At 64.0% G+C, this 11,384-nt stretch carries 11 protein-coding genes; 6 read left to right on the top strand and 5 right to left on the bottom strand.

The annotated features are described in order from the left end of the window. Positions 1 to 14: 14 nt before the first annotated feature. A complete protein-coding gene (gene hrpB / locus HU729_RS13770; RefSeq protein WP_186710544.1) occupies positions 15 to 2,549 on the top strand; it encodes an ATP-dependent helicase HrpB in 2,535 nt (844 codons plus the stop codon). Positions 2,550 to 2,759: 210 nt separating this feature from the next. Here hrpB and HU729_RS13775 read toward each other — a convergent pair whose 3' ends face one another. Together HU729_RS13775 and HU729_RS13780 are read right to left on the bottom strand one after the other, a co-directional pair. Then, the gene (locus HU729_RS13775; RefSeq protein ID WP_186710546.1) at positions 2,760 to 3,056 is read right to left on the bottom strand and encodes a hypothetical protein; all 297 of its coding nucleotides are present in this window, start codon (positions 3,054 to 3,056) and stop codon (positions 2,760 to 2,762) included. A 198-nt stretch (positions 3,057 to 3,254) separates the two neighbouring features. Further along, entirely contained in the window at positions 3,255 to 4,028 is a 774-nt protein-coding gene (locus HU729_RS13780) for an alpha/beta hydrolase (protein WP_186669290.1), read from the bottom strand. Positions 4,029 to 4,131: 103 nt separating this feature from the next. On the opposite strand from HU729_RS13780, the gene HU729_RS13785 reads away from it, so the two are divergent. Then, positions 4,132 to 5,568, top strand: coding sequence for an HD domain-containing phosphohydrolase (locus HU729_RS13785; RefSeq protein ID WP_186710547.1), 1,437 nt, complete (start codon positions 4,132 to 4,134; stop codon positions 5,566 to 5,568). Between the two features lie 10 nt (positions 5,569 to 5,578). Here HU729_RS13785 and HU729_RS13790 read toward each other — a convergent pair whose 3' ends face one another. Beyond that, positions 5,579 to 6,070 (bottom strand): hypothetical protein, encoded by a 492-nt coding sequence (locus HU729_RS13790; protein WP_186710548.1) that lies wholly within the window; start codon positions 6,068 to 6,070, stop codon positions 5,579 to 5,581. Positions 6,071 to 6,189: 119 nt separating this feature from the next. After that, on the bottom strand, positions 6,190 to 6,858 hold the full coding sequence (locus HU729_RS13795; RefSeq protein ID WP_186669293.1) for a YciC family protein: 669 nt from the start codon (positions 6,856 to 6,858) through the stop codon (positions 6,190 to 6,192). A gap of 151 nt (positions 6,859 to 7,009) precedes the next feature. Here HU729_RS13795 and HU729_RS13800 point away from each other — a divergent pair, with 151 nt between their 5' ends. After that, positions 7,010 to 7,753 (top strand): DUF2076 domain-containing protein, encoded by a 744-nt coding sequence (locus tag HU729_RS13800; protein WP_186710549.1) that lies wholly within the window; start codon positions 7,010 to 7,012, stop codon positions 7,751 to 7,753. A 71-nt stretch (positions 7,754 to 7,824) separates the two neighbouring features. Beyond that, complete coding sequence (locus HU729_RS13805; RefSeq protein ID WP_186669296.1) at positions 7,825 to 8,304, top strand: NYN domain-containing protein; 480 nt, start codon at positions 7,825 to 7,827, stop codon at positions 8,302 to 8,304. A 10-nt stretch (positions 8,305 to 8,314) separates the two neighbouring features. Here the strand turns inward: HU729_RS13805 and HU729_RS13810 are convergent, their stop codons facing one another. After that, positions 8,315 to 8,773 carry an Lrp/AsnC family transcriptional regulator gene (locus tag HU729_RS13810; RefSeq protein WP_054892846.1) on the bottom strand — a complete coding sequence of 153 codons (459 nt, stop codon included), beginning with the start codon at positions 8,771 to 8,773 and terminating at the stop codon, positions 8,315 to 8,317. Between the two features lie 155 nt (positions 8,774 to 8,928). On the opposite strand from HU729_RS13810, the gene yedA reads away from it, so the two are divergent. Both yedA and HU729_RS13820 read left to right on the top strand, forming a co-directional pair. Beyond that, positions 8,929 to 9,825, top strand: coding sequence for a drug/metabolite exporter YedA (gene yedA / locus HU729_RS13815; RefSeq protein ID WP_186710550.1), 897 nt, complete (start codon positions 8,929 to 8,931; stop codon positions 9,823 to 9,825). Positions 9,826 to 9,928: 103 nt separating this feature from the next. After that, positions 9,929 to 11,254, top strand: coding sequence for a DEAD/DEAH box helicase (locus HU729_RS13820; protein WP_186710551.1), 1,326 nt, complete (start codon positions 9,929 to 9,931; stop codon positions 11,252 to 11,254). Positions 11,255 to 11,384 lie beyond the last annotated feature (130 nt).

An 11,384-nucleotide genomic window follows, 5' to 3' on the forward strand; every position in this document is an offset into this window, starting at 1 on the left:
GTTTGAGGACCACCATGAATTCTTTACCGATCGATGCTGTCTTGCCCGCCCTGCGCCAGGCCTTGGGCCAACGCCACGAAGCTGTGCTCGAGGCGCCGCCTGGCGCGGGCAAGACCACCCGCGTGCCACTGGCCCTGCTCGACGAGCCATGGCTGGCCGGGCAGCGCATCGTCATGCTTGAGCCGCGTCGTCTCGCGGCCCGCGCTGCCGCCGAGCGCATGGCCAGCGAGTTGGGGGAAAAGGTCGGTGAGACGGTCGGCTATCGCATCCGGCTGGATAGCAAGGTCGGGCCGGATACCCGCATCGAAGTGGTTACCGAAGGCATTCTCACCCGCCGCCTGCAGGCCGATCCGGCGTTGGAGGGCGTGGGGCTGGTGATCTTCGATGAATTCCACCTGAGAAACCTCGATGCTGACCTTGCCTTGGCGCTCACGCTCAATGGTCGTGAACTGTTCCGGGACGATACGGCGCTAAAAGTGCTGCTCATGTCGGCGACTCTCGAAGGAGAAAGGCTGTCGCGCCTTCTGGAAGACGCTCCGATCATCACCAGCGAGGGGCGGATGTTCCCGGTCACGACGATCTGGGGCAAGCCGCAGCAAGCCGGCGAGTACATCGAGCCGCGAGTGATCAGCACCTGTCTCGATGCGCTGGCCGAGCAATCGGGAAGTCTGCTGGTGTTCCTGCCGGGCCAGGCTGAAATCCGTCGCGTCCTGACAGGGCTTCAGGACAGCCTCGATGCCTCCCCGTCCCTGAAGCGCAATACCTTGCTTTGCCCGTTGCATGGAGAGCTCGACCTGAACCAGCAACGGGCCGCGATCGACCCTGCGCCACCGGGCATGCGCAAAGTGGTGCTGGCCACCAACATTGCCGAGACCAGCGTCACCATCGATGGCGTGCGGGTGGTCATCGATGCCGGGCTTGAGCGTGTTCCGCGCTTCGATCCACGTAGCGGCATGACTCGTCTGGATACCCAGCGGATCTCCAGGGCCAGCGCTACCCAGCGGGCAGGGCGTGCCGGACGGCTGGAGACCGGCGTTTGCTATCGCTTGTGGTCCGAAGCGCAGCACGATCAGATGGCAGGCTTCGCCACCGCCGAAATCCAGCAGGCGGACCTGACCGGGCTGGCGCTGCAGTTGGCCAAGTGGGGTGTCCAGCCGAATGAGCTGGCGTGGCTCGATGCCCCCCCTGCGGCTGCGTACGCACAGGCCAACGACTTGCTGCGCCGCCTTGGCGCGCTCCAGGCGGACGGGCAACTGACCCGGCACGGGCAGGCGATGGCCGAGCTACCGAGCCATCCTCGAATCGCCCATCTTCTGCTGCGAGGTCACGAGCTGGGGCTGGCCGAAACCGCGTGCACTATCGCGGCCCTGCTGGGAGAGCGGGATATACAGCGTGGCGCGGGCGCTGACCTGCACAGCCGGCTGGCCATTCTCAGCGGTGAGCAACGTGCCCAGCGCGGTGAGCAGGGGGGCGCCCAGCGCGCCAGGCAACTTTCCAGGCAATATCGATCCTACCTGCGTGGCCCTGTGTCGCAAGCCGTCGCCGATCCTCATCATCCACGTTGGGTGGGCTGCCTGCTCGCGCTCGCTTATCCCGACCGTGTCGCCCAGCAGCGACGTGATGGCGGGGCCGAATATCGCCTGGCCAATGGCCGGGCAGCGATGTTCACCGAGCCGGACGCCTTGATGAAGCATACCTGGCTGGTCATCGCGGACCTGGGCAGCCGACAGGGCCAGCGGGAGGAGCGGATCTATCTGGCCGCCGACCTGGACGCGGCGCTGTTCGACACCGTCCTGAAAGAGCAGGTCCGCACGGTGGACGAGCTTGACTGGGATGAGCGAGAGGGCGCCCTGCGCGCCGAGCGACAAACCAAGGTTGGCGAGCTCGTGCTGTCGCGCACGCCCCTGGCCTCACTGAGCGATGAGGCGCGCGTGCAGGCGCTGCTTGACTATGTTCGACGCAAAGGTCTGGAGCTTCTGCCCTGGACGCCTGACCTTCGTCAGTGGCAGGCGCGTGTGGAGCTGTTGCGGGTACTGGATGAGGAGGCGGGTGTCGTCGGCCAATGGCCCGACCTGCGGGATGAGACGTTGCTGCAATCATTGGACGAATGGTTGGGCCCCTATGTCGGCAAGGTCGCCCGGCTCAGCCATTTCGCCCTGCTCGATCTGTCTTCGATCCTGCGCAATCTCCTGCCCTGGCCGCTGCCGCAGCAACTGGATGTCCAGGCACCCCAGACGATGGCGGTGCCCTCAGGATCCAGTATTCGTATCGACTACAGCGAGCGCCCACCCGTGCTTGCCGTTCGACTTCAGGAGTTGTTCGGGCAGGCCGACACGCCACGCATTGCCAACGGCAGGCAGGTGCTCAAGCTGCACCTGCTTTCCCCAGCCCGGCGCCCGGTCCAGGTGACCCAGGACCTGGCGAACTTCTGGCGCTCGACCTACCTCGAGGTGAAGAAGGATTTGAAGGGCAGGTACCCCAAGCATTTCTGGCCAGATGACCCGTTGGTCGCGCAAGCCACTGCCCGCGCCAAACCAAGGGGTACTTGAGTTAGGCGACGGTGCGTTGAGGCGTTTCAATACACGTGCAGCCAGGAGGTGCCTTCAACTGAACCCGGCACATCCACCTTATGGATCACGAACTCGGCAGGTTGGGTATCTTGAATACTCAGATAGTGCATCTTGTGCCCCTCGATTTCCGTATGTTCGCTACAGACGCCTACGCGAATGCCACGATGGCCATCTAAGATGGCAGCGCATTTAGCCGTCTGCCCAATCCAGTAGCTCGATCTTCCAGGGATAGGTTGTGCTGTTGTAGTCATAAAGTCCCAGATAACCATTTTTGCTGAAGCCCAGGTGTCCAGGGTTGTCGCCGTAACCTGTGGCCATCAGCTTGAACCAGAGGCGGTCGGGCGTTTTGGAAAGGAACTTCATCGAAAACAAGGGTGATTCACCCATGCCGCCCGCTTGAGGCCAGTTCGCTTCGTTGAACACACCCCAAGCAAGGTGTTCGTTGGGGCGACTGAAGCGTAACGGCACCTTTGCTTCGTTTTGCAACAGGTAGATTCTGGCGTTGGAGTCTTCGATGGTGGGGGCGGCAAGAACTGCCTTGATTTCTTAATTGATCATTGGTCTCTAATCTCCTGCAGAGTTGGGGGCGTGTCCGGAACGGATACACACCCTCTACTCTGCAGTTGCTTCATCGATGGCAGCAGCGTGAAAGCGTTCCTGCAAGGGCGAAGCATGTCGCGCAGGTCACTGACTGCTGGCAACCTTGTCCACGGCCTGCAGGATCACCTTGGCCACTTCGGCCGGTTGCGACTGCTGCGGCACGTGGCTGGTCTGCAGTTCGGTGGTCTGTGCCCCCAGCTTCTTGGCGAAGTCGCGTTGCAGGCCTGGATCGATCATGCGGTCCTGACCGGCCACCACGTACCAGGACGGCTTGGTGCTCCAGGCTGCGGCGCTGGTGCGCTCCTCGAAGGCCGAGGCGCGGATCGGGCCTTGGGTGGCGGTCATGATGTCAGTCTGGGCCTTGGGCAGGTCCTGGGCGAAGTCGGTAGCCATGCCTTGAGGCGTCAGGTACAGGTAGCCGTTGCTGTCGGCCGCGATCTGGCTGATGCCGGGTGGGGTCGGGTAACCCTGGGCCAGGTCCTTGCTGGCCTGGCCGGCATCGGGTGCGAATGCTGCCACATAGACCAGCCCGCGAACGTTGGCGTCGGTACCCGCCTGGCTGATCACCGTGCCGCCCCAGGAGTGGCCGACCAGGACCACGTCCCCTTGCTGGTTGTTCAGCACGCGCCGGGTGGCGGCGACGTCCTCGGCCAGCGAGGTCAGCGGGTTCTGCACCACGGTGACCTTGACGCCATGGGCCTGCAGCAGCGGTACGACCTTGGCCCAGTCCGAGCCGTCGGCAAAGGCGCCGTGGACGATGACCACCGACGGTTTGGCGGTGTCGGCGAAGCTGCTGCCCAGGGTGAAGATCGAGGCAGTCATTGCGATTGCGGTGGCAAGCTTTTTGAATTGGAACATGGCGTGGTCTCCTGTGAGTGATGGCTGTATTCTCGGCAGGATGTGCCTGTACGGGTATCGGTCGAATGACCGAGCCTCCAGTTCACTCAACTGTGGACCGCTCATGCCTGCTACCGACTACATCCCCCTGGAAGATGCCATCCTCGCCCTGTCGATGGTGGGTGACCTGAGCATGGGTCAGCCTATAGATCAGTCGCGCCGCACGGCCCGGCTGGCGCGCAGGCTCGCGCACGCCTGCATGGGCGAGGGCGACCACCTGCAGGTGGCCGCTGATGTCGCACGGTTGCGCTGGTCCGGTTGCACTGCCAACGCCGAAGATTTCACCCGCCTGCTCGGTGACGACGTGGGTGGCCGCCAAGCCATGCTTGCGCAGACCCTCGACGCCGCCGGGCAGCGGGCGATGCTGCAGACCGGGCCGCTGGCGCGCGTGCACTGCGAGGTGGCAGGCGAGGTGGCCGCGGCTCTTGGGCTGGGCGCGCCAGTGGAGCAGGGGCTGCGGCATGTGTTCGAGCATTTCGACGGTAGCGGCCGACCATACGGCCTGCGTCATCCGCAGGTGCCTGAGGTGGTCTATCAGGTGGTGCTGGCAGGTGATCTGGAGATTCTTTCGCGGGCGCGGGGTCTTGAGGCGGCGCTGGCCTGGATCGAGGGGCAGGCCGACCAGCGGTACCCGCGCAGCCTGGTGAGGGAGCTGCAGTGTCAGGCGGCGGACTGGTTGCATGACTTGCAGGAGGCTGAACAAGCGACGGTCCTGAATACAGCCTGCTCCGACGTGCCTTTGACCTTGGTTGCCGATGTCATCGACCTCAAGTTGACCTGGCTTTCGGGCTATTCGCGTGGTGCGGCTGCGCTGGTGCATGACGCCGCCGCGCTGATGGGCATGCCGGAAGCGCTGCAGGGCGTGCTAAGACAGGCGGCGCTGGTGCATGGCATCGGCCGCGCCGCGGTGCCGAACCGGGTCTGGAACCTGCCAGGTGCATTGCTTGAGGGCGACCGCGAGCAGATTCGCCTGGTGCCCTACTGGACTCAGCGCGCTTGCGCGCAGATACCGGCATTGCAGCGTGCGGGCAAGCTTGCAGCACACGCCTACGAGCGTCTCGATGGCAGTGGTTATTTTCGTGGCGTGGAGGGTGATGCCCTGGCGCCGGAGCAGCGCTTGTTGGCCGTGGCGCTCGCCTGGCAGGCGCTGCGGGCCGAGCGTCCATGGCGAGCGGCGCTTGGCCAGCAGGAGGCCGAGCAGTTGCTCAGGCAGGAGGCGCAACAGGGGCGCTTCGACCTGCAGTGTTGTGAAGCCGTGTTCGCTGCCGAACGCGGGGAGCGCAAGCTGCCGATAGCCAAAGGGGGCGGTGGCCTGTTGAGTGAACGCGAAAGCGAGGTGCTGCGTCAGATCAGCCTGGGTCACAGCAACAAGGAGGTCGCGCGGTTGCTGGGCATCAGTCCCAGTACTGTGCGCACCCATGTCGAGAGCACCTTCCGCAAGCTCGAATGCACCACGCGCGCTGCAGCAACGCTCAAGGCACTGACCCTCGGGTTGTTGTGAGCGCTGGGGTTCAGGTTGTGGGAACCACGAGGAACTCGGCGTCGTTCCCTTCGTAGGTGTTCAGGAAGTGGTAGTTGAAATTATCGAAATGGGGGGCGTCCTGCCAGGTCTTGACGCCATGCCCTTCGTGATCACGCAAACGGCAGACCCAGCCATTGGGCGCGTGCCGCAACGGTTCCAGTTTCCAGTAGTCGGTCACCTCGCTGACCTTATAGAGCCCGAGATAGCCGCCGACGCTTCGCCCAAGCCTGATCAATCCGCTCGACCTGCTGATCATGTAGTGCAGGCGGTCTTCGGTCTTGGAGTGAAGCTCGAAGTCCAGAATCAGAGAAGGTTGGTCACCTCCTGCCTGCAGCCAGTCGTCCCCCGGGACTAATCCCCAGCTGAATTTATCCGTCGTTTTGCTCCGCCTGACCGGGACGAGCACGTCCCCCTTCATCCAGTAGATCGTGGCTTTGAAGTCACGCTGTAGCTCGGTTGCGGAATCTGTTGTCATACCCATTGCATGCATCTCCTGAGGGTGCCCGCGACTGTCGGGCGTCGTTCAGGAGTGTCGATGCAATACGTTGGGCAGGGCACCGCGAACGCTTTCCAGAGCGTTGCCGTCATCCCGTGCAGCTTTCAGTTTCCCGCAGCGGCGCCGGCCTCGCTCTCCAACAGCATGAACAGGCGGTACAGCACCACGCTGCTGAACAGTTGCAGGAAGCCGCTCAGGCTGTCCAGCGCCAGTTGCGCGCCCGGCTGTGGCTCTGGGAAGGCCATCAGCAGCAGGCCATCGAGCAGCCATAGCGGCGCGAGCACCGACAGCACGCAGATCAGGATGCGCATGAAGTGCCCGGTGGTCATGCGTGCGCTCTCGCGCATCGACTGCACGACAGGCAGGCCGCGCAGCACCAGCAGGTACTCGGCGAACACCAGGTTGATCATGATCCATACGCCCGGGAAGATGAACAGCGCCAGGCCCGCCATGATCAGCAGCGAACTGATCAGGATCAGCAGGGCCAGCGCCGGCCACAACTGCACGGCGCGCGCGAACAGGTTGCGCTTGCTGATCTGCTGGCCGTTGCTGCGGGTGTCCAGGTAGAGGATCAGCGCGGCGCTGTACAACGGGTAGAACAGCAGGCTGACCAGCATGCCGTAGGCTGGCGAGGCGTCGTCACCCAGCTGGCGGTACAGCAATTGGCTGAACAGGGCTTCCAGCACCACCAGCGGCAGGCACAGCTGCAGGATGCTGGTGAAGTGGCGGCGGAAGAAGTAGAGGGAGTCGCGCAGTATCGTCAGCGGGTTCATCGGTCTATATCGCAGGAAAAAGCAGTGCGTCACTTTAGCCCAGGAGCGAGCGATGCTGAAAAAAGTTTCATCGGCCCCGTAATTGAATCCTGCCCTGGCACGCCCCATCTTTGACCTTGTCCGATGTTCCGCATGGCCCAAGAGGTAGCCCATGAACACTGAAGAACAAACCCTGATCGACGGCCTGTTCGGCCGCATCAAGCAGGCCGAGGATCCACAACAGCCGCGCGATGCCCAGGCCCAGGCGCGGATCGAGGAGCATCTGCGCCAGCAGCCGGCGGCCCCGTACTACATGGCCCAGGCGATCCTGGTGCAGGAAGCGGCGATCAAGAAGCTCGACGAGCAGAACAAGCAGCTCGAGGCCGAGCTCAGACAAGCCCGCGCCCAGGCCCAGCAAGAGGCGCCGAAGGCCAGCGGTGGCTTCCTGTCGAGCATCTTCGGCAGCAGTACGCGTAGCCCGGAGGCTCAGCGTCCGGTCGCGCCGCCCCCAACCTCCGGTTCCGGTGGCTGGCGCGAGCCTGCGCCCCAGGCCTATGCCCCGCAGCCTCAGGCGCAACCGCAACCACAAGGTTTTGCTGCGGCCCCGGCGCGCAGTGGTGCGAGCAGCTTCCTCGGGGGGGCCATGCAAACGGCTGCGGGGGTGGCGGGTGGTGTGTTGCTGGCGCAAGGCATCAGCAGTTTGTTCAGCCATAACTCGCAGCCCAACGAGGTGGTCGAGGTGATCCGCGAAGAGCCGGCCCCAGCCAGCGACAATGGTGGCTGGAATGACCAGGACAACCAGCGCCAGGTCGCTGACAACGGCGATTGGGGCAACGATCAGGGCGGCTACGTGGACAGCGACTACGACAGCGGCGGCGGTGGCTTCTTCTCGGACGATGACGACACCTTCGTCTGATGCGTCTGGCATAATCGCGTGATTCCCAGGGGCGCACTGCGCCCCTTTCGCCGTTATCCCGGGGCCACCAGGTGAAAAAGATCGCGCTGTTCGCGGATGTGCAGAACCTCTACTACACCGTGCGCCAGGCCCATGGCTGTCACTTCAACTACAGTGCCCTCTGGTCCCAGGTCAGCCGCGATGGCGACATCGTCGAGGCCGTGGCCTATGCCATCGACCGGGGTGACAGCAAGCAGCAGCAATTTCAGCAGATCCTGCGCAACCTCGGCTTCGAGGTGCGCCTCAAACCTTACATCCAGCGCAGCGACGGCTCGGCCAAGGGTGACTGGGACGTGGGCATCACCCTGGATGTGTATGAGGCCGCCGGCCGGGTCGACCAGGTCGTACTGGCCTCCGGTGATGGCGACTTCGACCAGTTGCTCGAGCGGGTGATGCTGCGCCATGGCGTCGAGACGGTGGTCTACGGCGCGCCAGGGCTTACCGCGCTGTCGTTGATTCGCGCAGCCACGCGCTATGTCCCGATCGAGGGTAATTTGCTGCTGCGTCACTGAACCGGCGCACTCATCCCTTCCTGCCATTGCCCTGCAAGTGATCCAGCGGCACCCGCCGTTCCACCGCGCTGGACAGAATGATCGACGTCTTGCTGAACCCCAGTTGCGACACCTGGTTGATCAGCGCTTCGAGCTCATGCATCGAACCCACCGCCGCCTGCATGATCACGCACGGGTCGCCCGTGACCCGATGGCATTCGGTGAGCTGGGGGATGCGCGCCAGGGCGTCATAGGCCTGCTGGTTGCCGTGGCTGGCCAGGCGCAGTTCGATGATGCACTGGATGGGCAGGCCGATCTTTTCCAGGTCGACCTTGGCGGCGTAGCCGGTGATCACTCCGCTGGCCTCGAGTTTGGCGACTCGTTCGGCCACCGCCGGCGCCGACAGGTTGACCTGGCGGGCGAGCTGGGCGTAGGTGGCGCGACCGTCTTCGAGCAGGGCGGCGAGCAGCATGCGATCGTACTTGTCCATGGGCTTCTCGGTGCGGATATGCAATCAACGGAAAAACAGGTGAATTACCGTTCATTGCAAAGTGTATGGGTCTATTAAACGTGTTTTGTAACTTATGTTTACGGGAGTGCCTTTCTAAACTAAGTCACCCGTAAACGGATTTCGAGTCTTTTGTCATGCCTGCCTCCCGTCGTTTTCCCTGGCTGCTGATCGGCGCCTTCATCGCCCTCTATCTGGTCTGGGGGTCTACCTACCTGGCCATTCGCATCGGTGTCGAATCCTGGCCGCCTTTGCTCATGGCCGGGGTGCGTTTTGTCATTGCCGGCAGCCTGTTGTATGGCTTCCTGCGCTGGCGCGGGGTGCCGGCTCCGACCTGGGCGCAATGGCGGGCGGCGGGGGCGATCGGGTTTCTGCTGCTCAGTTGCGGCAACGGTGGCGTGACCCTGGCCGAGCATGCTGGCGTGGCATCGGGCGTTGCAGCGCTGGCGGTGGCCACGGTGCCGTTGTTCACCTTGCTGTTCGGGCTGCTGTTCGGTCATCGCAATTCGCGTCTTGAATGGGCGGGGATTTTCCTCGGGCTTGCCGGTATCGGGCTGCTCAACCTCGGTTCGAACCTGCAGGCCAGCCCCATGGGGGCGGTGTTGATCCTGTTCGCAGCGGCGGCCTGGGCGTTCGGCTCGGTGTGGAGCAAGAACCTGCCCTTGCCCCAGGGCGCCATGGCCAGTGCTGCCGAGATGCTGGTGGGCGGCGCTGCGTTGTTGATCGGCAGCGCCCTGAGCGGTGAGCGCCTGACCCAGATGCCGACGGCGGCGGGCTGGGGGGCACTGGCCTACCTGATCTTCTTCGGTTCGATCGTGGCCTTCAGCTCGTACATGTACCTGCTCAAGCACGTGCGGCCGGCGGCTGCGACCAGCTACGCGTACGTCAACCCGGTGGTGGCGGTATTGCTCGGGATTGTCTTTGCCGGTGAGCAGATCGGCGCCGAGGAATGCCTGGCCATGGGGGTGATCGTCGGGGCGGTGGTGCTGATCGGGCTGCCACAGTGGCGGCGTGCGCCCCGGCAGGTGGCCTGAGGGGCCGGTGCATCCGGTGGTAGCGGTGGGCGTCAAAGCCAGCGCAACTCCAGGGGGCTTGCGGTAAACTGCCGCCTTCGCTGAACCCCCTGACGGTATCACCATGAATTTCGCCAAACTCGGCCTGATCGAACCCCTGCTGCGCACCCTGCAGCAGCGGGACTATTCCACCCCGACCCCGATCCAGGCCCAGGCCATCCCCGCCGTGCTGGCAGGGCGCGACCTGATGGCCGCTGCCCAGACCGGCACCGGCAAGACCGCCGGTTTTGCCTTGCCGGTGTTGCAACGCCTGGCGCTCGAGGGTGAGAAGGTAGCCAGCAATTCGATCCGCGCGTTGGTGCTGGTGCCCACCCGCGAGCTGGCCGAGCAGGTACACGCCAATATCCGTGAATACGCCGAGCACCTGCCGTTGAGCACCTACGCGGTGTACGGCGGCGTCAGCCTCAACCCACAGATGATGCGTCTGCGCCGTGGCGTCGACTTGCTGGTGGCGACGCCGGGCCGCCTGCTCGACCTGTTCCGCCAGAACGCGGTGAAGTTCGGCCAGGTTCAAACCTTGGTGCTCGACGAAGCCGACCGCATGCTCGACCTGGGCTTTGCCGAAGAACTGCAGGCGGTGTACGCCGCCTTGCCACGCAAGCGCCAGACCTTGCTGTTCTCGGCGACGTTCTCCGACCAGATCCGCATGCTCGCCGGCCTGGCCCTGAACGATCCGCTGAGTATCGAAGTCAGCCCGCGCAACGCCGCCGCCACCACCGTCAAGCAATGGCTGGTGCCGGTAGACAAAAAGCGCAAGGCCGACCTGTTCTGCCACCTGATGCGCAAGCAGCGCTGGAAGCAGGTGCTGGTGTTCGCCAAGACCCGCAACGGCGTCGATCAACTGGTCGAGCGGCTGCTGGCCGAGGGGATCAATGCCGATGGCATCCATGGCGATCGTCCACAGGCGACCCGCCAGCGGGCGCTGGATACCTTCAAGGCGCGTGAAGTCCAGGTGCTGGTCGCGACAGACGTCGCTGCTCGCGGCATCGATATCGACGACCTGCCGCTGGTGGTCAACCTCGACCTGCCGATCGTTGCCGAGGATTACGTGCACCGTATCGGTCGTACCGGGCGAGCGGGTAACAAGGGCGAGGCGATTTCGCTGGTGTGCGCCGACGAGGTGCAATTGCTGTCGGCGATCGAGGTCCTGATCCGCCAGACGTTGCCGCGTCATGAAGAGCCGGACTTCATCCCCGATCACCGGGTGCCGATGACCGATGCCAGCGGCCAGGTGCTGAAGAAACCGAAAAAGCCCAAGAAACCCAAAGAGAACAGTGCCAAGCGCGGGCTGGGCAAGTGGATGGACAGCTCGGAAGATTCGGCACCGACGGTCAAGCCGGTGCGCAAGGTGCCGAGTTTCAACAGCGGGCCACGCAAGCGCAAACCCTAGTGCGGGGGTTCCTGTAGGAGCGGGCTTGTCCCGCGATCGGGCGCGAAGCGGCCGTAAATCCAGCTACCGCAGTCCCTCAGGAAAAGTACGGTCGCCTGAGTTACGGCCGCTTCGCGCCCGATCGCGGGAC

The sequence above is a fragment of the Pseudomonas sp. RW10S2 genome (genome assembly GCF_014268985.1).
GTDB lineage: Bacteria > Pseudomonadota > Gammaproteobacteria > Pseudomonadales > Pseudomonadaceae > Aquipseudomonas > Aquipseudomonas wayambapalatensis.

Coding starts and splice junctions, on each gene's coding strand:
- hrpB (WP_186710544.1), top strand. CDS start 15: ATGAATTCTTTACCGATCGATGCTGTCTTGCCCGCCCTGCGCCAGGCC.
- HU729_RS13780 (WP_186669290.1), bottom strand. CDS start 4,028: ATGTTCCAATTCAAAAAGCTTGCCACCGCAATCGCAATGACTGCCTCG.
- HU729_RS13785 (WP_186710547.1), top strand. CDS start 4,132: ATGCCTGCTACCGACTACATCCCCCTGGAAGATGCCATCCTCGCCCTG.
- HU729_RS13790 (WP_186710548.1), bottom strand. CDS start 6,070: ATGGGTATGACAACAGATTCCGCAACCGAGCTACAGCGTGACTTCAAA.
- HU729_RS13795 (WP_186669293.1), bottom strand. CDS start 6,858: ATGAACCCGCTGACGATACTGCGCGACTCCCTCTACTTCTTCCGCCGC.
- HU729_RS13800 (WP_186710549.1), top strand. CDS start 7,010: ATGAACACTGAAGAACAAACCCTGATCGACGGCCTGTTCGGCCGCATC.
- HU729_RS13810 (WP_054892846.1), bottom strand. CDS start 8,773: ATGGACAAGTACGATCGCATGCTGCTCGCCGCCCTGCTCGAAGACGGT.
- yedA (WP_186710550.1), top strand. CDS start 8,929: ATGCCTGCCTCCCGTCGTTTTCCCTGGCTGCTGATCGGCGCCTTCATC.
- HU729_RS13820 (WP_186710551.1), top strand. CDS start 9,929: ATGAATTTCGCCAAACTCGGCCTGATCGAACCCCTGCTGCGCACCCTG.